This is a genomic window from Psychrobacter vallis (genome assembly GCF_904846715.1).
In the GTDB taxonomy this organism is placed as follows: Bacteria; Pseudomonadota; Gammaproteobacteria; order Pseudomonadales; family Moraxellaceae; genus Psychrobacter; species Psychrobacter vallis.
This window is the reverse complement of sequence record NZ_CAJHBU010000020.1, coordinates 1-24,730: the sequence shown is the minus strand read 5'-3', so window position 1 is coordinate 24,730 and position 24,730 is coordinate 1. Positions and strand designations below refer to the sequence as shown.

Sequence of the window (24,730 nt, the reverse complement as noted above, 5' to 3'; positions counted from 1 at the left end):
TACTTAACGCTTACGCCCAAATTTACGCTGCTTTTTATTGCTAATTTCAGTAATCGCATGGGTTATTTCATCTTCGTCTAAACTCGCCACTTGCTGCAAGATTTGCATCATATCAGGCGTTAACACGTACTTGGCATGATGGGCAATATCATTGATACGATGATCAAAGGTCAACACGCCAGTCGCCTCATCTTTTTGTAAGTAATCGAGACGGGTCAAGGCGCTGATAAAGCTGGTGAATAAAGCACGGTCGAAGAAATCAGGAATGTCGTCGGCATATAACACAGACAAGCGCTGACCCAGCAGATGACACAGGTCAACGACTTCGTTTTCGGTCAAGTTGCCTGAGCCTTGCTGAGCGAGTAGAGCAAGCGTCATAAAGTAGCGTTCTAGACTTTGTCCAACAGGAGTCGCTAGTACCTGCAGTTGCTGGTAGCACTTGCTATTTGACTCAGGTACGCTTAGTACACCATCACCCAACTCAACAATTAGTCCATGAGACAGCAAACTGTCGAGCTTTTTGTTGAGCGTATCAGCCAAGCCATGTGCTGGGTAATATAAGAACAGTTCACTCTGCAAGAATGGATAGAGCTGCTCAGTGATACTGTTTAGGCGACTGCGTTCGATACGGCCATTGCGTGCCACCAAAGCGGCCAAGAAAGACAGTAAGATAAAGACATGTAAGATGTTATTACGGAAATAGCTGAGCAATGCCGCTTGCTTGCCCGCCACCTGAATAATATCGCCCAAGATGTGCGGCGTACGTTCGATGAGCTTAAGTTTGATACCATAATCAATAATTTGCTGCGGGCTCATATCGGTGATGACGGTGTCATCCGAGTAGGACAGCTGTTGAGCAAGGCCTTGGTAAAGCGCGATTTGTTCGCGGCAGCTATTTTCATCCAATGCCGCTTTGGGTGCTGATAGCAATACCAATGACAACAAGGACACAGGCGTGACCACGGCCGCTTTATTAATGTGCTGCATGATTTTCACACCGATGTTATCAACCATAGCGCTGGCTTTATCATCGAGTGGGGTGTCGGTACGATCAGCAGGCAGACTGTTGGCTGATACATCGAATTTTTGCATAAAGTCACTGAGGTATAAGGGTTTGCCAAAGCTCAGATGCACATTGCCAAAGATACGCTCAATTTTACGACCAACTTTGAGCAATCCCATCAAAGACTCAGATTCTTTTGGCTTACCTTTTAATTCACCGACATAAGTACCACCTTCCATAATGCGCTCATAACCGATATAAGTAGGTATGAATACCATTGGCTTATTGGTCTGGCGCAACTGACTGTGTATGGTCATTGCTAGCATGCCCATCTTCGGCGGTAACAAACGCCCTGAACGCGAGCGACCGCCTTCAATAAAGTATTCAATCGGTGTGTTACGAGTGATAAGAGTGTGCATGTATTCGCGCAATACCGCAGTGTAGAGCGCATTGCCACGGAAGCTACGACGTATATAAAAAGCCACCGCGCCCCGTAATATAGGGCCTAATACGGGTACATCTAAATTGTCGCCTGCTGCAATATAAGGAATGCTGAGACCACGTTTATAAATGACGTAAGACAGTAATAGGTAATCGACATGACTGCGATGACAAGGCACATAAACCAACTCATAGTCAGTTGCCAGCTCGCGCACGCGCTCAAAGTGATGGACTTCTACACCATCGTATAACTGCGTCCATAACCAAGTCAAAAATTTATAAAAGCCGCGAATAATAGAGTGTGAGTAATCATTGACCATTTCATTGGCATAGCCTCTCGCCAAACTACGAGCATCGCGAACACTGGTACCTGTCTCTGCGGCTTCGGTCTCTATCGCATGTTTAATGGCTGGCGAGTACACCAGCTTGTCGACCAAATTGCGCCTGTCTGATAAATCAGGACCGAGCATACTGGCACGTTGCTTGTCTAAATAAACGGTCAGATGCTGCTGCAACATACGCACCAATTCACGGTTGCCATCAGCTGAGGCAACCATTGTATACTTGGGTGCTTCATCGAGGTTATTTTCATCGATGCTGTGCATAGAGCTGCTTTTTACATGAGCGCTTTGTAATTCAGAATTTTGTGTCTCAAAGCTTTGCGTCTCAGAGACGGCTGAATCAAGAATATGATTACCCGCCAAATCTATTTTAAGGCTATCATTAATAATGGTGCGTAAATCTTGTGGCGGATGGAACTGTACAAAAGTATCACGTCCCATCACTCCGATATTAAATAATTGCTTAGTGATACTAGGGTCTTCCCAGTTATCAGCGGTTAGCAGTTTAAATAGCGAATCTTCTTTTTCTGGGGCGCGTCCCCATAGGATAGATACTGGCACTAAACGTACTTTTAGCTCTGGATATTGTAATACCGCAGAAACCAAGCGTGAAAGACGCGGTGATAACTGATTGTCTTTGGCATGCGGATGGTTTAAAAATATGATGGCCGCATTTTCTTTAATATGATGAGCAGCATCATTTACGCCCACGAGTGCTGGTGGTAAATTGTACTCTTGCGTCTGCAAATCAATCAAGATACTGTTAGAGCGTGAATAATCTTGCAGCACATAAAATCTTAGTATCTGATCGTCAGCCTCAAATTCAGGCAATTCACCTAGCAGCTTGGGTTTGACAGCGACATCAAGCAGTTGCCCAGACAGTTTACGATACAGCTGGTTGATCGGTGTTTTCGTATAAGGCTTGGAAGCAACTGGATGGACATCAGTTGTAGACGCGCTGTCAGTCGTAACTGGCGCTTTAAAAATCCGTTTTTTTAGAAACTTCGGTATCATAATCAGTATCAAAAATAGTCAAATATGTTGCGCTTATGATGCCATAAAAGCCACCAAAGCGATATATAGTGTCTGTATATACTATAAATATTCATATGATCGAATTTTATACACGCCCTAATGCTAAATAAAAAAGGTACAATCCTTATGACGCCAGCCATTGAGCTTGCCAAACAGCGCGGTCTTGACTATCAATTGCACGAGTATACTCATGACAGTAACGCCCCTTCTTTTGGACTCGAAGCCGCCGAAAAGCTTGGTGGGGATGTGGCACAAGTCTTTAAGACGCTAGTAGTATCGACGGATGCAGGTGTACTTGCTGTGGCGATATTACCAGTAGACAAAACATTAAATTTTAAAAAAATGGCCAAAGCCTTATCTGCTAGTAAATTACTGTCTTGCAAAAAAGTACAGATGGCAGACCCAAAGCAAGTAGAGCGTAGTACTGGTTATGTGCTGGGCGGCGTCAGTCCATTGGGACAAAAAAAGCGTTTAAAAACAGTGATAGATCGCTCAGCGCAGACTCAGTCAATGATTTATGTGAGTGGCGGTCGCCGTGGTTTGGAGATTGAATTGCCACCTATGCAATTGGCTGAAACGCTAGCCGCTCACTTTGATACTATTACCGATGAATAAACGTTTTTATTACTAGGGCGTGTTTGATATTCACAAGTAGTCTCTGTCAGTGCCATGGTTGAATAATCAAACACGCCCTAATTATAGGATAGATTCGGCACTGCAAAACGGCTGAGCTGTCATCTTTCACTCATATTTTATAAGGATATATTTATGCCGCATTTAACCATTCAAGTAACCCCCAACGTCAGTATCGCTCATGAAGAGTCATTGCTCAAATCGATAAACAAAGCATTGTGGGACAGTGGTCACTTCAAGCAGCCTGCTGAAATAAAAACACGTATCGTGCCACTGGAGACATTTTTGGTGGGAATAGAGGACGATGAGCAAAACAATGGTTTTATCTTTGCGCATTTAAAAATAATGACCGGACGTGATATGGATGTTCGCAATCAACTCGCTGAGCTATTGACGGTCGCTATAGAAAATACGCTAAGTGCCGCGCAATCAGGGCGCGCCGCATTACAGATATGTGTAGAAGTCGAAGAGATTAGTGCGGTATATCATAAGAAGATGCTGGGCAGTTAAGAGCATTTGTACCTTCCATTACTTATAAGCTGAAGCCATTCGTCATAAATGGCTATAAGCTCTTGCATAAAGACTCGCTGGCATACTTCGGTAGTATCATTACTTCAACCTTATAACCAGCAGTCTTACCCTCGGTGGCCATGAGATTGCGTGCGATACGCAAACGATATTTTCCCGTTGAGGGCAAACAGCCTTGATAAATGATACCGCCTTTAGTGCCATCTTGCATGCCGTTTGGCATATGTAGTATGCCAACATTCGCCGTCTCGGACGTGCCTGCGAGTGGTGCAATATTAATGACGGCATACTGCTGACTTGCAGCATCGAAACTATACCAGCGCTCATCTTCGTTGGGATTTAACTGACCAGTAGTGGTGCTACTAATAGCGCCTTTAACAAATTGAATAGGGGTGTCGCTACTTTTAGCAATTGCACTATTTGTGGCTATGCTGACGAGAGTGGTACTAATGACCAATGCTCGTATATATCGTGCGGCTAATGAAGCGGTCTTATAATGAGTTGGTAGCATGAGGAACTCCTGATTTGGCTATCTACTATTTATTGTCTTCCGTCAGAATACTTTCAGTTAAACACAAAAAAGCGCCTAAATGATAGGCGCTTTTTTGTTGATTATTGATGCAATGTTAGTCATTTTTAGTCTAAGAAAGCAAAGTTATCGATTTCCATAGCGGTCATGCTTTCGCTTGGTGCGACCATCGCTTCGGCGTGACCAGAGGTACGTGGTAACAGCTTGTCAAAGTAGAATTCTGCGGTTTGAATTTTGGCTTTGTAGAATTCTGGCGATTCAGTGCCGCCGTTTTTCAGCTTGTCATAAGCGACAGCCGCCATACGTGCCCAGTGATAACCCATCATCACGTAGCCTGAGTACATCAAGAAATCGTCTGAGGCGGCAGAGATGATTTCACGGTCTTTACGAGCCATGAGCATCAAGCGCACAGTCAGCGTGTTCCACTCAGCACATAACTTGGTTAGCGCCCAAACAAATTTACGCATGTCTTTATCAAGGGCGTACTCACCACACCACTTCATGATGCTAGAGGTATAATCGCGGATGATTTTGCCTTTTGACTGCAAGATCACTTTACGACCTAATAAATCAAGCGCTTGTACGCCAGTCGTGCCTTCGTACATAGTGGCAATACGTGCATCACGAGCGATGAGTTCCATGCCCCATTCTTTGATATAGCCGTGACCACCATAAACCTGCTGACCATGTTTGGCAGCTTCGATGCCCAGTTCCGTCAAGAAGCCTTTTAGGATAGGGGTATAGAAGCCCAGTTTGTCATCCCATTTTTCGAACTCTTCATCATCACCATTGACGATGCCTTGCGCCATCTTATCGGCATAGCGTGCAGAATGATAAATCATCGAGCGGCCACCTTCGGCGAAGGCTTTTTGCGTCAATAGCATACGGCGTACGTCGGCATGATGAATGATAGCATCAGCTACTTTTTCAGGGTCTTTAGTACCTGATAGTGTCCGCATAGAACGACGCTCTTTTGCATACGGTAGGGCATTTTGGAAAGACAGCTCAGTATGCGCTAGACCTTGGATACCAGTACCGATACGAGCAGTATTCATAAAGGTAAACATGGCTTTTAGGCCTTTGTGTGGCTCGCCAATCAGGTAGCCGACTGCCCCATCAAAGTTCAATACACACGTTGAAGAAGCGCTGATACCCATTTTGTGTTCGATTGAACCACAAACCACACCATTGCGTTCGCCAGACTCACCTTCAGCGTTCGGTATAAATTTTGGTACGATAAATAGTGAAATACCGCGTGTGCCTTCTGGTGCATTCGGTAAACGGGCTAAGACGATATGGATGATATTGTCTGTTAAGTCATGCTCACCACTTGAGATAAAAATCTTAGTACCACTGATTTTGTAAGTACCGTCATCCTGCGGAATGGCTTTTGATTTGACTTGACCCAAATCTGTACCACACTGAGGCTCAGTCAGACACATGGTACCTGCCCACGAGCCTTCGACCAATTTAGGCAAGTAAGTCTCTTTTTGTTCGTCTGTACCATACTGAAGTAGGGTGTTGATACAACCGGTTGATAAACCAGAGTACATCGCCCACGACCAGTTGGCAGTACCAATCATCTCAGCTTTAATCAGATTGATTGATGTTGGTAAGTTCATACCGCCATACTCTTCAGGATACGAGATGCCTTGCCAGCCGCCTTCGACAAACTGGTTATAAGCTTCTTTGAAGCCTTTTGGCGTGGTCACTTCGCCATTTTCAAAATGACAGCCTTCTTCGTCACCTGATTGATAGATAGGGGCAAGGACATTTTCAGCAAAATCAGCCATGCCTTGTAGGATCATATCCACTGTTTCTGGATCAGCGTTTTCGCCGTTATCCAGATCTTTATAATGCTTTTGAAAGTCAAAGACATCGTTAATCAAAAACTTGATATCACGCAAAGGGGCTTTGTAAGTTAACATAGTCGCTCTCTCGAGTTAGTCGTTATCAGAAACGGTTGGCTTGGTAATCAAACCCCCATTTACACAAACGAGTATTTCATTATTTGGGGTAAAGGTAGACAATATCGCTGATTATCACTTAGGTTTGTTAAGAAAATCTTATTTATTTTGATTACTGTTAAGAATTTTTTGATAAAACAGCGTTGACGACAGTACTGTCAGTATAAGTCTTCTCTGACGACAAATATACAACCAATAACTAATATTCATTGTTTATCTATAAAAAGAAAATAATAAGTTATGAATAAGACAGTGGTTTTCTAAAAATCCGCTTTGTAACTAACTGTTTATTACCAACACAGTCTTAGCAAAAACACGATAAGTAAGTGCATTGACAATATAAGGAACGCCAATCATGAGTGCATTAAAGCGCGAGACAAATCGAGCCTCTTGGCTAACAGCGTTATTTGCTCGCATAAGAGTTTTAATGAATGGTGAGATGAATCATCTACTGACTATAAACCGTAGCAAAAGACCATGGCATATGCCGATTGTCGCCGCGATTGCCATTAGCTTTCCTGTTTTTGTAGGGGCTTATTTTGGCACGTTGCCATCTGGTATCAAGGCATCATTAGGGGCGATGGTTATTTTAAACACCCCTTTGGTTGGTAAGCTGTCCTATCGGTTGGTGACAGTGATGGCATGGGGCTTTGCGATGTCTCTGTGTTTTGCGCTGGGTTTGATTGCGCAGCAAATCCCTATATTAATATTACCAATATTTACTCTGATGGCTTTTGGTATTGTGGTTTCTGGGCGTTATTATCGTCAGCCACCGCCAGCAGGATTGTTTGTGATGATGGCAGGTGCTATTGCCTTATTCATTCCCATGCCTTTAGCAGACATTATGCCAGCCACGGGTCTGGTGATGCTTGGTAGTGGTTTTTCTTTCATAATGGCGCTGCTATATTCTCTGTTTTTATTAGCGACGCGCCCCTCTACCCCTACGCCCACTTATAGCTACGAGCCAGATACGATCAGTGAGAGTGTGATTGTGGCTGGTTTTGTCAGTTTGACTTTACTGATAGCCTTAGCCTTGAAACTATCGAATCCTTATTGGGCAGCGGTTAGTTGTTTTCTGATTATTCAAGGTATCCATTTACGTACCATGTGGATTAAGCAAATACATCGTTTGTTAGGGACAATAGTTGGCGTGGTGCTGGCTGGTTGGATGTTGTCTTGGGGGCTGTCGATATGGGGCGTGGCACTGACGATTTTGCTAATGATGCTCTGCATCGAAAATTTGGTGGATCGGCATTATGGGCTGGCAGTGATACTCATCACGCCGCTGACCATATTTATTGCTGAGTATGGCAGTGGTTTGCCGTTTTCTGAGCAAGCCTATCAAACGGTGATTTGGGCACGGCTGTTCGATACGGTGATTGGCTGTTTGATTGGACTGAGTGGCGGGGTAGTGATGCATTCGACCAATTTGCGTATGCCGCTACGGCGTATGGAAAACTGGCTACTTGGTCGTTTTGGCTAAGGTTTTTTGAGTAAAATAATAATGAGGCTACAAAAAAATTATCCCAGTCTCACTGAGTCTCTTTTATATTGATTTGACTATAGATAATAAAAAGGCGTACGAGCTGGATTCATACGCCTTTTTATTCATTATATGGCTTTAGCTCTTATTTAAGCTTATTCAAGATCTCAGTCGCTTGTGCCACATCAATCTGCTGACCTGTCCAACGCTCAAAACTTAAGGCGGCTTGTCCAATTAGCATGCCATAACCGTCAGATGTCTGAGCACCGCGGTCAGCAAAATGTTGCAAAAATGGTAGCGGGCGACCGTACATCATGTCATAAGCATACTGGCAGTTTAATGATTCGCTCAGCGGTAGCGTATCAGCGGACAAGCCAATAGACGTGGCATTGATAATCATATCAAACGATCCGCTCAGTTGCGCAATCTCACAAGCGTCAATGTGCCGCGCAGCAATCAGAAGGCTGGCAGCACTCAGCTCATTGACCAACTCGGTTGCCTTACTCAGTGTGCGATTGGCGATGGTCAGCGATGCAATACCCGCTTCTATCAACGGCAGGACGATCCCGCGAGCGGCACCACCTGCGCCAATCAGAGCAACGCGCGCGCCTGTTAGCGGCCAGCCCAAGCTGGTCATATGATTGACCAATCCTTGACCGTCCGTATTATCACCATAGAGCGCCTCTGCCAATGGTGCGCCATTTTCTAATAGCGTTTTATTTAACAAAAGCGTATTGACCGCGCCTGCAATTTTGGCATGCGCTGACAAACCGCCACGCGATAGGCAGCAATCATAAGCGACTTGTTTGAACGGTACGGTCACATTGGCACCCACGCCGCCGCCATGAAAAAACGCCTCAACGACCGCAGTAAAGCTGGTATTGTCATCGGGACAATACTGGCGTTGATAACAGATATCAATGCCCGTCTGCTCGGCAAATAGCGTATGGATTTTGGGAGATTTACTGTGGGCAATCGGATTACCAATAACGATAAAATGCTGAGTCATAACGGTTCCACTGGCGGTAAAAGGCAAAACACCCTTAATAAAGGTGTCTGTAAAACTCAATCATCATAAGGGATACTGCGACATTTGACAAACCTAAGGCTGAGTAAATAAGCACTTGAATAGGTCAGAATTTTGCAACGTGAGGTAATTAACAAATCTGTACTCGCTGGGAGTGTTATCCGTAACGTAAAAGGTGGTCAAGCGCTAAGCAGTTGGGTAAACTATAGAGCAAGAAAAAAATGCTATAGTAATGATTACGTTCTAAAAAACGACATGCCAAAAAGCGTGTGAATAAAAAACAAGGTGCGTTATCAGCGGCATGTTTGCCAGCTCGTTAATACTATTTTGAGACTTATCTAAAAGTGTGAGTAAATTGTCCATGTGGAATAATAACCTACAGACCCTTCTGGTCGGTACAATAATGGCGGTCAGTGTGTCGCTGAGTGGTTGTGATAGTGGCCAAGGCGACGCCCAAAATCAAGACGCGAATGCCGACACCAGCGAGCAGACAGTCGCTGAGACAGCCCCAGTAGAGGACAGCGCATCGGCTAATGCTGACTTAGATGGTGCAACTGCCGAGCAAGGCACGCCCATCAACTATGACGTATCGGCATGGAGTACTGACAACGTAGAGCCACTGAATGTTGATGAGCTGGATGGTATCCAAGCAACTTTTGGTAAGGTGCTGACCACCGACGAAAACAGCCTAGACTATGCCAGTAATCCTGCGACCAAATATCGTTTTATGAATAACGATGAGCCTTATTTAGATCTTATCGACTCTGAAAAATATCTGGAGCTTGGCTGGTATTTTGCCAATCCTACCGACTCTGATCAAGAAAAAGAGCTGAGTCAAAACCATGCCAAAAAATCTTATAAACTGGCGCGGCAATTGATGGGTGATGAGGGCGGTAAGTTGATAGCGGATATGCTCAACGGGCAAATCATCAAAAACAGAGTCGTTGGCAGTCAAAAAGTAGAGCTGGCAAAATGCGAATTTTACAGCTGTATGCTGGTCATCAATAAATCTGCTGCTCAAACAGACAATAGCTAAGCTGTGGTAGCCACAATGCCGCCCAACCACTGGTTATGTTTACATTCGTCAGGCCAAAATGAGAATGACGTGGCAGTGCCAACATTGCTAGACAATCGCGGACTGGCGTATGGTGATGGTTTTTTTACCACCATGGCTGTCATTGATGGCTTGATCTTATGGCTAGACTATCATCACCAGCGTCTTATGTCTCATGCGGACGCTTTGCAATTGGCGCTCGATAGTGACTCACTGCTAACGACTTTACAAATCCATGCTCAGCAATTGCAGCAGGGCATGCTCAAGCTTATCGTGACCCGTGCCAAGCAAGATATTCGCGGTTACGGTTACACCCCCAGCATGTCCGGCAGCGCTTGCGAGATTTGGCTAACATCCTCAGCGATGACAGTGGCTACCACCAAGCAGCTGCACTTAGCTGATGGGCGCTCAATCCCTGTGCAGCCTACCAGCGCTGCTATTTGTTTGTCTTCCCAAATTGCCTGTCTTCCGCCGTCGCTTGCGGGATTAAAAAGCCTCAATCGCCTTGATACTGTGCTGGCAAGTGCCGAGTTGCAGGGTATAAAGGCTGAGCCATTAGCATCTGGCATTGTCACAAGCCTTAGTGAAGGCCTACTACGTGATATGAGTGGACAGTGGGTTGAGGGTACAATGAGCAATGTGTTTTACCAATTGGCAGATGTGCCTTCGCCTTTAGGCGCGTCCGAGCTACCAGTAGTAAAGCCAAAAAACCTGTTTGATGATACAAAAAACCACGCCGACTATCTAACCAATGGTCAATGGTACACGCCGTCTATGGCACAATCTGGTGTCGCTGGCGTGATGCGACAAGTAATTATTGATGCGTTGTCCACGTCGGAGTATCCAGTTAAGATACGGTCGCTAAAGGACGAAGATTTGCCAAAAGTAACGCGGCTGTTCTTTTGTAATGCCCTGCGCGGTGTCATGCCTATGAGTAATCTGACGTTATTGTCAGGTGAGATTGTTAATTTTTGAAGCGTTTAGCGGTTATTTGAAAGACAGCTTATATGCATACGATACAGTACACCTCCGACTTCTTGTTTCAGATCACTTTTCTCATACACATCTTACGTTCTAGTAATATGTGTATGAGCCAATTGCAGTGCTTATCTTAAAAAGTGGTGCGAGGCATAGCAAACGAGGTCTTTTGTTATGAGAACATAAGAATTGCCTGTTTGCTATTTTTTGCCATCAATATCTTCAAAATTTTCAATACGCCCTAATGTTAGATAACTAGAGCGCTAATATTAAAAATTTTAATTGAGTTTAGTAAATTCACTTGAATTACCAATATTCAAGGTATTACCTTTTGATTGCTGGATCAGCACTGGATAAGGGTATTCATCGACTCCTACAGGATTATCCTGTGTCAACACACCGTGCCAGTTCCGACCCCAGCCTACTATCGTACCATTAGACTTATAGGCTAGCGCACCAGACTCCATACCTGTTATAGCCACTACATTAGATAATTTTCCTTGACCTGATTCACTTACTACTAGTCCTGGAACAGCATTCCGATCTCCTGCTGGATTATTAACGCCGTCACCAAGCTCACCTGATGCATTGAATCCCCAAGCATACACATTACCTGAACGTGTAAGCGCATAAGATGAACTGAAGTTTGTAGCTATGTCCTTAATGTTATCTAATGGTGAATTACCAAGTTTCACATAGTTAGCGTAGTTGATAACGGCATTGTCTGCTAGGTCTGGATCACCCAATTGCAGTTGATTATTTGTACCCCAAGCATATATTTTTCCAGTTTCAGTTAATGCTAAAGTATGCTGTGCATTAGTCACAATTTTTGTAACATCTGTGATTGGATTACCGCTTTTATCTTTTACCAAGCTTACAGGGTGGATGTCAGCATTCGGATCTAAATCCCATTGATAAACTTGACCTTGTTTGTTCACGGCATACGCCATCTTATAATTAAGCGCGATTGCTACGATATCCTTTAACGGTTCACCATTATTATCGACCTCAAACTGAGGATTATTAGCATCACTAGATCCCCAACGCATGACTCTGCCATCATCTGTCAAGCCCATAACTTGTTCACCTATGGAGGCAGAGGCTAGTCTGACAATATTAGTTAAGGGACTACGACCTGTGGCATCCTGTACTGGCTCAGCAAATAAAACATTACTTTGACTAGATACAGTGGAACGGTATACGTATCCCCAGCCATACACTGTTCCTTGGTTTGTTAGTGCATAGCCTGTAGATTTTGAATGAGCAACCTGATAGATGTTTGTTAGCTTGTCACCTTGTGCATTGGTTATTACAGCCTCAGGATACTGCAGGTACTCTAGCTTATCGGCACCTACAGTACCTAGCTGACTACCATAATTCGTACCCCAAGTAAGTACTTGCCCATTAGCCGTCACAATACGATTAGCATCATTGTTACCTCCAGAACTAACGGCTAATGGACTGTTAGTCGGTACGCCATTTACTGTTAACTTGGTGGTTAAATTATTAGCACCAGTCACTGTAAGCGTAGATTGACCTAAGCGATGTACGGTCATTGCCGAACAGTCAGCGGCAACGGTCAATCTGACATTATCATTAGACACACATTTGGCTACTTCAACGACATCATTATTTTGATCTAAGAGTTGAACATTTGTCGTTTTTAATTGTTCCCATGTCAGCATATCAGACCCAATCAATGTAGCCGATAATGTTTGCTGACTAGATGGAGGTAAAACTACAGGTGGTTGAGTTTCAGGCTGGGAAGTAGAGGAGTCAGAGCCTCCACCGCATGCTGTAAGTAAACTAGCTACAGCAATAACCAGTGTGGTCTTAGTAAATGTTCTCATAAATTTTCCTAAATAACGTAAACTGTTAAAATTTGTGTAGAAATTTTGTTGGTTGTTTTACAGTTATATCTATCCAGTTACAATAAGTAAAAATAAGCTTTCTTGGGAACGGTAGAAATCTTGAAAAAGGAAGTAGCAGTGTCTTCTTGTGAAAGCTCAACATATCCTAGTAATGCTAAAATCATCTAGACACAGAACAACTTCTTCGTTTTTAAGCAAGCGTTTAGACTAAGTTAATTCATTAGCTAAGCAAATAACATTGAAAATCAGACGTTTCAATGCTAAATTCTAGCAAACATCTGCCTCGCGAGTTGCCATGAGTAAGCTTACCCCTGAAACGCCTCCTGAACGTCCTAATAGCCCATTGAATAATCAAGATGACACCGCGCTACCAAATTCCCAACCAACAGATGACGTAAAGGAAACCCCAGCGACAGATGTCTCGCTCATCAGTGGCGCCAGTAAACCCCGCAAATATAAAACGGACAATCCATCGTTTTTTATGCAGCGTGGTTATCAGGTATTACTCGTGCTGGGGCTTATCGCTGCGTTTTTCTTAGTGATGGTCTATCAAACGTTGTTTGGACGTATTGACCAGCCACAGCAAATGGTCACCATCGAGCAAGGTCAGACTTATTATGGATTATTGCCGCAGTGGCAACAGCAGATACCTTTGTTTTCTGCCAGTGTCGCCAAGCTTTATATCAAGTCGCAAGTCGATGCACCGCTCCATGCTGGTATTTATCAATTACCGGAGAATCCTACTATCGCTGAGACGCTGCAAGTATTAGAGCAGGGCGCAAAAGCCGCGATGGTCAAGATACAAATTATCGAAGGCAAAACCTCTAAAGATTTGTATCAGACCCTGCGTGACAATCCGGGCATCAAAAAAGAAATCCTAACCGATGATAGTGACAATGCCAGTATTGCCCAAGCGTTGGATTTGGTCGGTATCTTGCCAGATGCGGTAATCAATAGTAACGACCCCATCGTCAATCACAATCTTGAGGGCTGGTTTGCACCTGATACCTATTATTATGGTGAAGGCACCAGCGACAAGCAGGTGCTGACGGATTTATATAAACGCCAGCAGCAAGCGCTGACTGAGGCATGGGAAAACCGCGCGCCCAATTTGCCTTATAACAACCCTTATGAAGCGCTCGTGATGGCTTCTATTATCGAAAAAGAAACCAGTGTCCCTGAAGAGCGCCCGTTGGTATCCGCTGTATTTAACAACCGTTTGAATAAAAGCATGCGTATGCAAACCGACCCCACCATTATTTATGGCATGGGCAGTCGCTATGAAGGCAATATTCGCCGCCGCGACATCGATGAAAAAACATCCTATAATACCTACCAAATCGATGGGCTACCGCCGACGCCAATCGCACTGCCTTCGGCCACTGCTATAGAAGCAACCTTGCATCCTGCTGATAGTGAGGCGCTATATTTTGTGGCAACTGGCACGGGTGGTCATAAATTTACCAATAGCTTGGCGGAGCACAATCAAGCGGTAAGAGACTATCTAAGCGTCATGCGTGAAAAGAAATCGCTTGCGCCGCCGCAGTAAGTGACTTTTTTATATTACCGTTCTTTAAATCACTTATCATTGAATAAGTGTTATGAGGACTGTGTAGTATAAAAAATACGCTTACCGTCACGTATTACTGGTATGGTTTTTCTTGCTTGCTGTTCGTAAGCGTGACAGATGCTACGAAAAACTCATACCAGTAATGCTGACTTATTTTCGATTGAATCCACTATATAAAAAATACAACGCTCATTAATGACATAAGGTCATATCATGTCAGCATCTCTGCCAGCCAATTCAGCACAATCTGATGTGCTTCAAACTTCCTCAGCTTTTACTCAAGGGCGCTTTATTAGCTTTGAGGGTACAGAAGGCGTGGGTAAAACGACGGCTATCGAGCAGCTGTGCGCGCGCTTGCAAGACAGCGGCATCGATTACTTGCGTACGCGTGAGCCGGGTGGCAGTCCGTTTGCTGAGCGTTTGCGTGCTATATTGCTCGATCCAGCGACTGACATTACGGACGATACAGAGCTATTGTTGCTGTTTGCGGCGCGCTGCGATCATATGCAGCAAGTGATTTTGCCAGCACTGCAACGTGGTACGTGGGTGATATGCGACAGATTTACCGACTCGACCATTGCTTATCAGGGTTTTGGACGCGGACATGGTGATAAGGCGATGCGTGCCAAGATTGACACACTTATTCATCAGTTTGTCCCGCAATTACCGGATTTGACATTGTGGTTGGATTTGCCAGTATTAGAGGGCATGGCACGCGCCAATAAACGCAGCACTGCCGATCGGTTTGAGCAGCAGGCCACTGAGTTTTTTACGTGGGTGCATAAGGGCTTTAGTACGCTTGCCAGCGAGTATCCTGCGCGAATACAGCGTGTCGATGGATCAGGCAGCGCTGATGACGTGAGTCAGCGGGTGTGGCAAACGGTGCAAGATCAGTTGAATATTTCAGTTGAATATTAGAGCGCGTTGGACCATTATAAAAAAGCCCCAACATCGTGTTGGGGCTTTTTTTATGCGCTGGCAGGACAAAGGAAGTTAAGGTTTATCTATAATCGGTGACAAGTAATATCGATAAAACACGTACTGCTGGTGCAAATTTTTCTTGCTTGCTGTGCCTACGCAGACAGAGGCTACAAAAAATTTACACCAGCAATACTGTAGCGACTTTAAAGTATTTCAACTATACATAATCGTCCGAGGTTTTTTGCTCTTTCTCCTTGATAATATTGCCATCGGCGTTGGTAGCGTTATCTTGACCAGAGTCGGGCAGACGGTTTGGGTCAAGCGCGCCTTTTTTGTTTTTAGGGGCACTGCCATTACCATTGGTACTGCCAGTCACCGAGGCTTTGGTTTTTGATGTTTCACTTGTCTTAGGTACGGATTGGCTGATTGAATTTGCTGATGAGTCACTAGTAACAGGTGGCTTGGCCTCTGTCTCCCTATCTGTGACAGAATCTGGCTTTAATTCAGTCACGCTATCGTCGTTCAGCTCTATTGATTTGCGCTTCTCAGGCGCTTTTGAGCTGGACTCAAAGTCGGCATCTGCTGCCATACGCGCTTGCTCTTGCTTCAGCGTTACATCTACAGGTTTTGGTTGTACTTCGTCTTCTACCACCAATGAGATGAGCTTGCGGTCACGTGGTACGTTGCCATCGAACTGGTCTGTAATGACGTGCAGCTTACCTTCTTTGTCTATGGTATAGAGAGGTACAAACTGTTTGTTATCGGCTTTATATTGCTCAAAACTATAACTATCAGTGATGTTGGTGATTTTGATGCGGGCTTTTTTGGATAGCATACTGGCAAGCTTGGTATACGTCACGTCTTTGCCAAACAACCACTGCGAATGGAAGTTTGATTGTTTGTCATCGCGCTCGCTTTTGACTTTTTCGTCACTGAATTTGAGACGATATAATTTGCGCTCACCAAACTCATGACGGTAATGAATCTCAGATAAAGTGTTCATCTCCTTATCCATACTCATGGCAAACAAACGACCAATACCGATAAGGTCAAGGTGGCGATCAGCGTGGTCTGAAATGGGATTACCAAAGTAGGTGCGCAGACCACTCATACGCGCGCGGGCAATATTGGTATAGTTATTGTGCGCGACGATAACATCAAAGCCTTGCTCTTTTAGTGAAGTGGCAATCAAAAGTGCGATTGGGTTTGAGCCGACGATAAGAATACCATTGGTCTCAGGTTCACGTACACCCAGCAGATTGCCGACGATTTTTGACCCCAAGCCCTGAATCATCACTGTGCCGATAATGACCATAAAGACCAACGGAACAAGCAGCTCAACACCTTGAATATCATACTCTTGCAGACGAATAGCAAACAATGAAGAAATAGCGGCAGCGACGATACCACGCGGGCCAATCCAGCTAATCATGAGCTTTTCATTGGTCTTGAGGTTTGAGCCGATTGACGATGCCCACACCGATAATGGACGCGCCACAAACATCACGATGGCGAGTAGTACTAAGCCTGCAAAACCGATATTAAGCAAGCTTGCCAGCTCCACACGGGCAGCAAGAATAATAAAGAGCACAGAAATCAGTAAAATGGTTAATGACTCATTAAATTCAAGAATCGTTTCGCGCGGGAATTTTGGCCAGTTTGCCAATGCCACACCCAGTACAGTGACTGTCAATAAACCAGACTCATGTTCTAAATGGTTTGAGACAGAAAACAGCACCAACACAAAGGCAAGGGTAAAAACATTGCGTAAAAATTCAGGCACCATGTGGCGGCGCATCAGAAAGGCCAGTAACCAAGCACCCGCCAGACCAAGGGCGGTTGCCAATATTACAATTTTGGCAAACAATAAGATACTGCTGGCTTCACCGCCTGAGATGATGTATTCATAGACCAACACCACTGCAATCGCGCCGATGGGATCAATGATGATACCTTCCCATTTTAGGATATTGGATATTGTCTTATTGGGACGTACACTACGCAGTAGCGGCATAATGACGGTTGGGCCTGTGACGCACACCAGCGCGCCGAACAACAAGGCAATTAGCGGATCAACATCAAATAACAAATACGTTGATAACGCGACGATAGCAATGGTGATAAGGACGCCAACCGAGACCAGCATCTGCACAACCGTACCGTGTTGCTTGATTTCATCAAATTCTAACGTCAGCGAGCCTTCAAATAAAATAATCGCCACCCCCAACGAGATGAAAGGGAACATCAGCTCCCCCAACACCAAGTCAGGGTCGAAGACACCCAGCACTGGCCCCACAATAATGCCAATCAGTAATAAAAATAAAATGGACGGTTGCTTTAAGTACCAAGCCAACCATTGGGCAGCAATACCAATCCCAACAACGCCGGATAATAATAGGGCGGTATCCATAAATGAATCCTTTTATAATCTTGTCATACGTTATACCAGTTCAGCGTTGCAATAGAATGGTTCTGTTTTATTTAGATTCGACTATATCAACAGCTTTTACAGAATAACGGGCACAGGCAAATTTCTATAAAATCTGAGCCATACCCATGCTATTCATTATGAGTCACAACATCGGTCAGATATGATATAACTACTATAAAGTAATGAGGACAAAAGCTTTTCCCTATATATGGAAAAGCTTTGGACATGCAAAAATAAAAAATATGGGTGATGATTGCCAGTGTCATAAACTTATTAATATAAATAAACTTTTGTTCATTTATAAAGTTATTTGGCTTATCATCATATCATGGTTTTATTTCATGACTATCACGGCTGAGCCAAACAGGATGTCATCGATCTGTCCTAGCACCGATAAGAATGAGTGTCAGTGAAATATAATCAGGTGAATACAAAAGAGAGCCAGCGAGACTGGGATAAATTTTGGCTGCAACGACACAGCAAGCAAAAAAAGCAAGCAAATAGCAGGGTGGCGCTTTTAAAGCCTTTTAACTGTAGTAAACTGCTTTGACTATATTATTTAATATCGCTTTACATTATAAAAACGACCTTATCTTCTACAAGTCGCTATCAGTAATTGCACAACATCGCTCTTAATAATAATAATCGACCACTCACGTGGAGGACAATATGCCTGTCAACATGCCTATCAATACGTTTAAAGCACACTCAGAGTTTCGTCTACAGCATTGGTTGCAACGGGGTGCGCTGGCACTTGCTGTCAGCACAGCAATGGTCACTGGTATCACAGTCACGACCATGACCCACGCGCAAGCCGCAGTGACCACGGCAGATTTTTCTGGGTTGGTGCAACAAGTCACGCCAGCGGTTGCCCGCGTGAATGTCACAAAAACGGTTAGTGAGGCCGAACTTGCCAAGGCGCAGACTGCTGAGTTGTTGCGCCAGTTTTTTGGTGATCGTCTGCGTATTCCAGATCAGGCGGTCACGCCAGCGATTGAGCATGCGTATGGCACTGCTTTTTTTATCACATCCGATGGTTATATGCTGACTAATCATCATGTGGTTGAAGGTGCGGATAAAATTACGGTCACACTCAATGATAGAACGGAGCTTGATGTAACCTTGATTGGTAGTGATGAGCGTTCAGATGTGGCGGTGTTGAAAGTCAAGGGTAGTCAGTTCCCAGCATTACCTATTGGTGATTCAAATGCGTTAAAAGTAGGGGAGCCAGTGCTAGCGATTGGTTCGCCATTTGGTTTTGATTATTCAGCGTCCGCTGGCATCGTCAGTGCCAAATCACGCAGTTTTTCGCGTGAGACCAGTGTGCCATTTATTCAGACAGATGTGGCATTGAATCCTGGTAATTCAGGCGGCCCGCTCTTTAATCAGCGCGGTGAAGTCATCGGTATTAACTCGCGCATCTTTAGCGGTACTGGCGGTTATATGGGTCTGTCTTTCTCCATTCCGATTGACGCTGCTATGGATATCTATGAGCAACTCAAAAAAGATGGTGAAGTGGTGCGTGCCTATTTGGGCATTTATCCACAAGATATCGATCGCAATCTGGCCGAAGCCTATAATTTAGCGCGTCCGCAAGGTGCGTTGCTGACCCGTGTCTCGCCAGATTCACCCGCACAAAAAGCAGGCCTAAAAGCTGGTGACATCATTTTACAGTACAACGATGTGCAAATTATGCGCGCCTCAGATTTACTGAACCTACTCAATCGCGCAAAACCCAGCGATGCATTCCGTGCGCAAATACAGCGTAATGGCAAGCAAATGACCATTAGCGGTAAACTCGCTTATGCGCCCAATGACGTCAGAGCACAAAGCGGCGATCAGCAGAATGATGATGTGCAACTGGGCTTACGTTTACGAAACTTGACCGCTGACGAGCAAGCAGAAATCTTATCGGACAATAAAACAGGGATTTTGGTTACCACAGTGGATCCGACTGGACTGGCTGCGCGCTCCGGTATATTGGCAGGCGATGTCATCACCAATTTTCACCAAAAACCGATTAAGAAGGTAACGGACTTCTCTAAAGCTATCTCTTCTCTACCCAAAAAAGGGGTGGTGACGATTGAGATCATTCGCCAAGGTATCCCAGCGATTATCGGCCTACGCATCGAGTAAATACTAGATGCTCAGCAGGTTACAATGCTTGTATTTCTTTTATTTAGGATGAACTATATAAAAGCAGAAAGAAATAATGGCTGGTTTGGTGTTAATTGATTGATAGCGGTCAAATCAAAATATGCTACACTAGTAAGCGTTTTTATGACTAAATATTGATTGTTGAATCGGCATCATTGATCGTTGGCAAAAACACCGTCAATATGGAGTTAAGCGCATAAGTATTTATGCTGCGAACGCCTTTATAATAGACAAATATTTAGCACTACTATCAAGCAAGGTATGACCCAAAGTGTTTATGTCTGCACCCATCATGCGTGCGGACATAGACAATAGAATGGGCACTTGCACACGACCTATCATGTGACAGCTTTGACAAAAGCTAGGATAATACAGTAAGGCACGGTTATGAGCACAGCATACGACGAGATCAAAACCCGACTACAAGGCTCAATGGTAGCTTTGGTAACGCCCATGCATCCTGACGGCACGGTTGATTATAAACGTCTGGCAGACCTCATAGATTGGCAGATTAAGCAAGGCACGCATTGTTTGGTTGCGGTCGGTACCACTGGCGAGTCAGCGACATTGTCTATGCAAGAGCACAGCGATGTCATTCGCTACTTTGTGCAGCATGTCAAAGGTCGCGTACCAGTGATTGCTGGAACAGGCGCCAATAATACGATGGAAGCCATCAAGCTGACCCAAGATGCGGCGGATGCTGGTGCAGACTGCGCTTTATTGGTCGCGCCCTATTATAATAAGCCGCCACAAGAAGGCTTATATCAACATTATAAAGCCATCGCTAAAGCGGTGAATATACCGCAGATGCTATATAACGTGCCGGGACGTACGGTTGTTGATATCGCGCAAGAGACCGTTGAGCGCTTAGCGGATATAGATAATATCGTCGCGATCAAAGACGCAACTGGCTCAGTAGTACGCGGTGAGCAATTGATCAAAGCCGTTGGCGATAGAATGGTTGTGTTGTCAGGTGATGATGGTACGGCGCTTGAATTGATGAAATTTGGCGGCAAAGGCAATATTTCAGTGACGGCCAACGTGGCACCCAAAGCCATGAGCGAAACCTTCGCTGCAGGATTGCGCGGCGATTTCGACGCAGCTTATAAAGTACATGATGTCGTCAAGCATTTACACCGTGATTTGTTTATTGAATCCAGCCCTATTCCAGCGAAATACGCCCTACATAAAATGGGTCTGATAGACACAGGTATTCGTTTGCCCCTAGTTTGGCTGGCTGAAAAACATCATGCGACTATTGATGAAGCCCTAGTACGTGCAAAATTACTATAGTTTCGTGCGAACTTATTATAGTTTTGTGTGAACTTAAAAATAGTCCTATAACTGCTAACTCAGAGAGATAACATGATGAAAACATCATCAGTAACTGCAAAGATATTCCCTACGATGCTGACCTTAATCTTGGGAAGCACCTTGGTATTGAGCGGCTGCCAAAGCACAAAAGAATTACTTGGTAAACGTGATAATGGCAGCTTAGAGTATCAGCAAAGCAAAAAGCTTGCGCCTGTAGAACTACCCGCTGACCAAGAGACGTTGCCTTTTGTGCCTTTGTACCCAACACCTAGCACTGGGGCAAACACACTCAAACTACAGAACGAATCAGGTAGTCAGTATCAACTGCCAAAGCCTCAGCGTGCGGTAAGCAGTCCTTCTAATTAATGCCATTTCCCTATTTATACCGCCGGCTTGTTACTGTTATTTCTTTACATATGATAAAGACGGTAATACAGACTCAGCGGTAGCTGCGCGTTTTTACCACATAAGCTTGAACGAACAGGAACTCCCATAATGCAAAAGCAACAACTGCTGTATAAAGGCAAAGCCAAATCTGTATACGAGACAGAAGACAACGATCTTTTGATTTTACACTTCCGTGATGATACCTCAGCGCTTGATGGTAAGCGTATCGAACAATTGGCACGCAAAGGCGTCGTCAATAATCGTTTTAATGCGTTTATTATGCAAAAATTGGCGGACGCGGGCATCGAAACGCATTTCGAAAAGCAATTGTCTGAAGACGAAGTCTTGGTTAAGCGTTTAGAGATGATTCCTGTTGAGTGCGTGGTGCGTAACTTTGCAGCGGGCAGTTTGGTTCGTCGTTTAGGTTTAGAAGAAGGCCAAGCATTGACACCGCCTACGTACGAGCTGTTTTATAAAGACGATGCACTTGGTGATCCGATGGTCAATGAATCACTTTCTGTGTCACTGGGCTGGGCAACTCCAGAGCAGTTGGCTAGAATGGAAGCGTTGACCCATCAAGTCAACGACGTATTAAAAGCTTTGTTTGATGCAGGCGATTTGATATTGGTCGATTTCAAGCTAGAGTTTGGCGTGTTCCATGACCGTATCGTTTTGGGTGATGAGTTTTCACCAGATGGTTGCCGTATTTGGGATAAGACTACTAAGAAAAAGCTAGACAAAGACCGTTTCCGCCAGTCGTTAGGCGATGTGATCGAAGCCTATGAAGAAGTCGCTAATCGTATTGGTGTACCATTAAGTTAAGCGCTTTTGCCAAATTATTTTGACAGTATAAAACATAGAAACTGAGCCTAGCGCTCAGTTTTTTTATGGTATCACATTAATTTCGTTACCCTAGTAAGGACTTGAATCTTAGGCTATAAGTAAGCTAATGGTATCAAAGTTTTAACTCGCTAAAATAGTCACAGTGTACTCCATGATGTACATACCATACATATTTCATTCATGGTCAGTGCGCTACATGTAAACCACACTCAATATTTACTTTAAGTCCAACATATTGCGGTTACTTTAAACTCTGTGGCTTCTGATTTTTTCAAGTAATCTATTCCATCTTGATGATGAGTTGAACTTATCCAGTCATAACAAGAAGGTTCAAACTGGTTTAATGCTTCAATAATTTCAGAACGTGAGAATATATCGAAGTGATAAATGCGACCGTCTGAATGTTGTTCTTGTTTCAGTTGGATAACCTTAAACCATTCTGGTATGTTTACCTTTTCGTGTAAATCTCTTTCTGATAAATAGTATTCCCAATTCTCCCAAGCCATAATAAGTTCCTTATAAAAAGCGTGTAAACCGTATATGTTCTATCTGTGGTCGGTGCGCTATACGGGCATCGAACCTTAAGCTGTATACTCACTATTTCTGATAGTTCAGCAACTGATTGGAGAGAGCCATAATATGAGTAATGTAAATGAAAATGATCTGAGTCTTAAGTTTGATATGCTTATAGCTCAAATTATAGCTCAAAAAAGTTCTCAGCCAATTCTCAGGGATATTTTTGGACACTCTAGTGGTGATTGGGTAAATTTTAGAAATTATATAGATGAAGATACTTATAATAATGAATATATGGGGCTAGATGTATATATGTGTTGGCTAAGCGATATCAATGCACCCAACGACCAATGGAGATTGGTTGCTTTCTTCGAAAACAATCAATTGTATTCTTAAATATTAATACCCTTTAGCTTAGAGCTTAATAGAATTCGGTAGTTCATAAAAGTATATCCCAAAACATTTGATTGCTGTAGGCAAGAGGTTAAGTAAAAATGAGAAATGATAAAATACTTATCCTGATCTTGACTGTTTTAGTATTATCATTTTCATATAGATTAATTATTAGATCTATTATGTCGACTATGAGTCTGTAAACAAAGTTTATGACAAATGACTTTGGATAGAAGAAGGCAGTTTTCACTAGTTCTATTTAGGTGTACCCTAAGGGAACCACATAGTAAGACCAATAAACCTACTAATAGACCACTTAAAATAGACTTATATAATGGAACCACTTATAACAGACTGCTATTCTTATCTATTTATCAATAACCAGCAATAATGAATTTCTTTTTAGTCATAATTATCGATGGCTACCACATACTACCGATATCAAACTTGTAGGCATAGGTTTGTAGCTTAATTCATATTAAAAATCAAGCATAGCGCCAACAGTGTCTTCAATATCTGATCTTATTTCTATGCTAACTTATCAGTACTTATTCATATCGATGATTATATAAAATAAAAAAAGGTTTCGATAATGTCTACTGCTTCATCAACTGTTTTAGACCCTAGTTGGTTTACTCGTCCAACCTGTCTATCAGGAAAATTGAATATTTAGGTCGCTTTGTATGATTGACAGAAATAATTGCTAATATAGTTTTTAGCAAAACACATTTTAAATACTGAATATATATTTCCAACCATAAGCTTATACATTTGTACACCTAAAAACAAACACTAAAGGTTCGTTGGAAAGCCTACAATAAGTCTTACAGGTCTGTAATAACTACTCCTTAGTTCTTTAAAATGAGTGATACAAAATGAGTAACGACACAAGATTGACCGTTTACGAGTTAGGTATAATTAAGAATTTCCTGAGAGATCAATTAATATCGATAAAAATAAAAGAATTTTCAGTTGCCTATCCAGCTGAAAATAAAGAAGAAAAGGATGAGCGAGCGTGTACTTTTGGATTAGAATTAACGGCAATTAGGGATAAAGTCGAAGTAATGATTTCAAATCGATTGGATGGAAACAACCAACTGATAACAATCTTACCTAATAGTAAATTCATTGCTAAACGTGCTGGAATTTTATAAAAATTAAGCACATTTCTAAATATTACAACCACGACAAGTCGTGGTTTTTTCGTTTCTTTAGCTTAAACACTTAAAATAAGGGGCTGTAGTAGATAAGGATTAAATATCACACCATTTCCTCAGAGTTTTAAGCTGATTAGATGGTGACCCGTAG

20 protein-coding genes are annotated in these 24,730 nt (G+C 43.4%); 13 read left to right on the top strand and 7 right to left on the bottom strand.

Annotated elements, in window-relative coordinates; genetic code table 11:
* Nucleotides 1-3 precede the first annotated feature (3 nt).
* Entirely contained in the window at nt 4-2,799 is a 2,796-nt protein-coding gene (plsB, locus tag JMY02_RS11435; protein WP_201598403.1) for a glycerol-3-phosphate 1-O-acyltransferase PlsB, read from the bottom strand.
* Nucleotides 2,800-2,946: 147 nt separating this feature from the next.
* On the opposite strand from plsB, the gene ybaK reads away from it, so the two are divergent.
* Nucleotides 2,947-3,435, top strand: a complete 489-nt coding sequence (gene ybaK, locus JMY02_RS11430; RefSeq protein ID WP_201598400.1) for a Cys-tRNA(Pro) deacylase — start codon at nt 2,947-2,949, stop codon at nt 3,433-3,435.
* A gap of 153 nt (nt 3,436-3,588) precedes the next feature.
* Nucleotides 3,589-3,963 carry a 5-carboxymethyl-2-hydroxymuconate Delta-isomerase gene (locus tag JMY02_RS11425; RefSeq protein ID WP_201598391.1) on the top strand — a complete coding sequence of 125 codons (375 nt, stop codon included), beginning with the start codon at nt 3,589-3,591 and terminating at the stop codon, nt 3,961-3,963.
* A 52-nt stretch (nt 3,964-4,015) separates the two neighbouring features.
* Here the strand turns inward: JMY02_RS11425 and JMY02_RS11420 are convergent, their stop codons facing one another.
* Nucleotides 4,016-4,492: a hypothetical protein gene (locus JMY02_RS11420; protein WP_201598389.1), complete on the bottom strand. Its 477-nt coding sequence runs from the start codon at nt 4,490-4,492 to the stop codon at nt 4,016-4,018.
* A 125-nt stretch (nt 4,493-4,617) separates the two neighbouring features.
* Nucleotides 4,618-6,438: an acyl-CoA dehydrogenase C-terminal domain-containing protein gene (locus JMY02_RS11415; RefSeq protein ID WP_201598388.1), complete on the bottom strand. Its 1,821-nt coding sequence runs from the start codon at nt 6,436-6,438 to the stop codon at nt 4,618-4,620.
* Between the two features lie 394 nt (nt 6,439-6,832).
* Here JMY02_RS11415 and JMY02_RS11410 point away from each other — a divergent pair, with 394 nt between their 5' ends.
* Nucleotides 6,833-7,960, top strand: a complete 1,128-nt coding sequence (locus JMY02_RS11410) for an FUSC family protein (RefSeq protein ID WP_201598386.1) — start codon at nt 6,833-6,835, stop codon at nt 7,958-7,960.
* Nucleotides 7,961-8,105: 145 nt separating this feature from the next.
* Here JMY02_RS11410 and aroE read toward each other — a convergent pair whose 3' ends face one another.
* Nucleotides 8,106-8,969: a shikimate dehydrogenase gene (gene aroE / locus JMY02_RS11405; protein ID WP_201598384.1), complete on the bottom strand. Its 864-nt coding sequence runs from the start codon at nt 8,967-8,969 to the stop codon at nt 8,106-8,108.
* A 379-nt stretch (nt 8,970-9,348) separates the two neighbouring features.
* On the opposite strand from aroE, the gene JMY02_RS11400 reads away from it, so the two are divergent.
* Nucleotides 9,349-10,023, top strand: coding sequence for a hypothetical protein (locus JMY02_RS11400; RefSeq protein WP_201598375.1), 675 nt, complete (start codon nt 9,349-9,351; stop codon nt 10,021-10,023).
* A gap of 69 nt (nt 10,024-10,092) precedes the next feature.
* A complete protein-coding gene (locus tag JMY02_RS11395; protein WP_227678495.1) occupies nt 10,093-11,016 on the top strand; it encodes an aminotransferase class IV in 924 nt (307 codons plus the stop codon).
* A 281-nt stretch (nt 11,017-11,297) separates the two neighbouring features.
* Here the strand turns inward: JMY02_RS11395 and JMY02_RS11390 are convergent, their stop codons facing one another.
* Nucleotides 11,298-12,869 carry an RCC1 domain-containing protein gene (locus JMY02_RS11390; protein WP_201598371.1) on the bottom strand — a complete coding sequence of 524 codons (1,572 nt, stop codon included), beginning with the start codon at nt 12,867-12,869 and terminating at the stop codon, nt 11,298-11,300.
* A 316-nt stretch (nt 12,870-13,185) separates the two neighbouring features.
* On the opposite strand from JMY02_RS11390, the gene mltG reads away from it, so the two are divergent.
* Nucleotides 13,186-14,439, top strand: coding sequence for an endolytic transglycosylase MltG (gene mltG, locus JMY02_RS11385; RefSeq protein ID WP_201598369.1), 1,254 nt, complete (start codon nt 13,186-13,188; stop codon nt 14,437-14,439).
* A gap of 234 nt (nt 14,440-14,673) precedes the next feature.
* Nucleotides 14,674-15,378, top strand: coding sequence for a dTMP kinase (tmk, locus tag JMY02_RS11380; protein WP_201598367.1), 705 nt, complete (start codon nt 14,674-14,676; stop codon nt 15,376-15,378).
* Between the two features lie 220 nt (nt 15,379-15,598).
* Here the strand turns inward: tmk and JMY02_RS11375 are convergent, their stop codons facing one another.
* On the bottom strand, nt 15,599-17,791 hold the full coding sequence (locus JMY02_RS11375) for a cation:proton antiporter (RefSeq protein WP_201598365.1): 2,193 nt from the start codon (nt 17,789-17,791) through the stop codon (nt 15,599-15,601).
* 792 nt (nt 17,792-18,583) lie between these two features.
* On the opposite strand from JMY02_RS11375, the gene JMY02_RS11370 reads away from it, so the two are divergent.
* From JMY02_RS11370 to purC, 4 genes are all read left to right on the top strand, one after another.
* A complete protein-coding gene (locus JMY02_RS11370) occupies nt 18,584-19,948 on the top strand; it encodes a Do family serine endopeptidase (RefSeq protein WP_406947760.1) in 1,365 nt (454 codons plus the stop codon).
* A gap of 408 nt (nt 19,949-20,356) precedes the next feature.
* The gene (dapA, locus tag JMY02_RS11365) at nt 20,357-21,262 is read left to right on the top strand and encodes a 4-hydroxy-tetrahydrodipicolinate synthase (protein ID WP_201598363.1); all 906 of its coding nucleotides are present in this window, start codon (nt 20,357-20,359) and stop codon (nt 21,260-21,262) included.
* Between the two features lie 72 nt (nt 21,263-21,334).
* Complete coding sequence (locus JMY02_RS11360; protein WP_227678494.1) at nt 21,335-21,649, top strand: hypothetical protein; 315 nt, start codon at nt 21,335-21,337, stop codon at nt 21,647-21,649.
* Between the two features lie 129 nt (nt 21,650-21,778).
* Entirely contained in the window at nt 21,779-22,492 is a 714-nt protein-coding gene (purC, locus tag JMY02_RS11355) for a phosphoribosylaminoimidazolesuccinocarboxamide synthase (RefSeq protein ID WP_021814021.1), read from the top strand.
* A gap of 242 nt (nt 22,493-22,734) precedes the next feature.
* Here the strand turns inward: purC and JMY02_RS11350 are convergent, their stop codons facing one another.
* Nucleotides 22,735-23,019 carry a hypothetical protein gene (locus JMY02_RS11350; RefSeq protein WP_201598361.1) on the bottom strand — a complete coding sequence of 95 codons (285 nt, stop codon included), beginning with the start codon at nt 23,017-23,019 and terminating at the stop codon, nt 22,735-22,737.
* Nucleotides 23,020-23,152: 133 nt separating this feature from the next.
* Here JMY02_RS11350 and JMY02_RS11345 point away from each other — a divergent pair, with 133 nt between their 5' ends.
* Together JMY02_RS11345 and JMY02_RS11340 are read left to right on the top strand one after the other, a co-directional pair.
* A complete protein-coding gene (locus JMY02_RS11345) occupies nt 23,153-23,425 on the top strand; it encodes a hypothetical protein (protein ID WP_201598359.1) in 273 nt (90 codons plus the stop codon).
* Nucleotides 23,426-24,297: 872 nt separating this feature from the next.
* Nucleotides 24,298-24,576 carry a hypothetical protein gene (locus JMY02_RS11340; protein ID WP_201598357.1) on the top strand — a complete coding sequence of 93 codons (279 nt, stop codon included), beginning with the start codon at nt 24,298-24,300 and terminating at the stop codon, nt 24,574-24,576.
* The last annotated feature ends 154 nt before the right edge of the window (nt 24,577-24,730 follow it).

Bases quoted from the DNA above. Each gene is read 5' to 3' on its own strand.
- JMY02_RS11425 (WP_201598391.1), top strand. From the start codon at position 3,589: ATGCCGCATTTAACCATTCAAGTAACCCCCAACGTCAGTATCGCTCAT.
- JMY02_RS11420 (WP_201598389.1), bottom strand. From the start codon at position 4,492: ATGCTACCAACTCATTATAAGACCGCTTCATTAGCCGCACGATATATA.
- JMY02_RS11375 (WP_201598365.1), bottom strand. From the start codon at position 17,791: ATGGATACCGCCCTATTATTATCCGGCGTTGTTGGGATTGGTATTGCT.
- JMY02_RS11415 (WP_201598388.1), bottom strand. From the start codon at position 6,438: ATGTTAACTTACAAAGCCCCTTTGCGTGATATCAAGTTTTTGATTAAC.
- JMY02_RS11340 (WP_201598357.1), top strand. From the start codon at position 24,298: ATGAGTAACGACACAAGATTGACCGTTTACGAGTTAGGTATAATTAAG.
- JMY02_RS11370 (WP_406947760.1), top strand. From the start codon at position 18,584: ATGGTCACTGGTATCACAGTCACGACCATGACCCACGCGCAAGCCGCA.
- JMY02_RS11345 (WP_201598359.1), top strand. From the start codon at position 23,153: ATGAGTAATGTAAATGAAAATGATCTGAGTCTTAAGTTTGATATGCTT.
- JMY02_RS11360 (WP_227678494.1), top strand. From the start codon at position 21,335: ATGATGAAAACATCATCAGTAACTGCAAAGATATTCCCTACGATGCTG.
- JMY02_RS11390 (WP_201598371.1), bottom strand. From the start codon at position 12,869: ATGAGAACATTTACTAAGACCACACTGGTTATTGCTGTAGCTAGTTTA.
- JMY02_RS11410 (WP_201598386.1), top strand. From the start codon at position 6,833: ATGAGTGCATTAAAGCGCGAGACAAATCGAGCCTCTTGGCTAACAGCG.
- ybaK (WP_201598400.1), top strand. From the start codon at position 2,947: ATGACGCCAGCCATTGAGCTTGCCAAACAGCGCGGTCTTGACTATCAA.
- plsB (WP_201598403.1), bottom strand. From the start codon at position 2,799: ATGATACCGAAGTTTCTAAAAAAACGGATTTTTAAAGCGCCAGTTACG.
- dapA (WP_201598363.1), top strand. From the start codon at position 20,357: ATGAGCACAGCATACGACGAGATCAAAACCCGACTACAAGGCTCAATG.
- JMY02_RS11400 (WP_201598375.1), top strand. From the start codon at position 9,349: ATGTGGAATAATAACCTACAGACCCTTCTGGTCGGTACAATAATGGCG.
- aroE (WP_201598384.1), bottom strand. From the start codon at position 8,969: ATGACTCAGCATTTTATCGTTATTGGTAATCCGATTGCCCACAGTAAA.
- JMY02_RS11350 (WP_201598361.1), bottom strand. From the start codon at position 23,019: ATGGCTTGGGAGAATTGGGAATACTATTTATCAGAAAGAGATTTACAC.
- mltG (WP_201598369.1), top strand. From the start codon at position 13,186: ATGAGTAAGCTTACCCCTGAAACGCCTCCTGAACGTCCTAATAGCCCA.
- tmk (WP_201598367.1), top strand. From the start codon at position 14,674: ATGTCAGCATCTCTGCCAGCCAATTCAGCACAATCTGATGTGCTTCAA.
- purC (WP_021814021.1), top strand. From the start codon at position 21,779: ATGCAAAAGCAACAACTGCTGTATAAAGGCAAAGCCAAATCTGTATAC.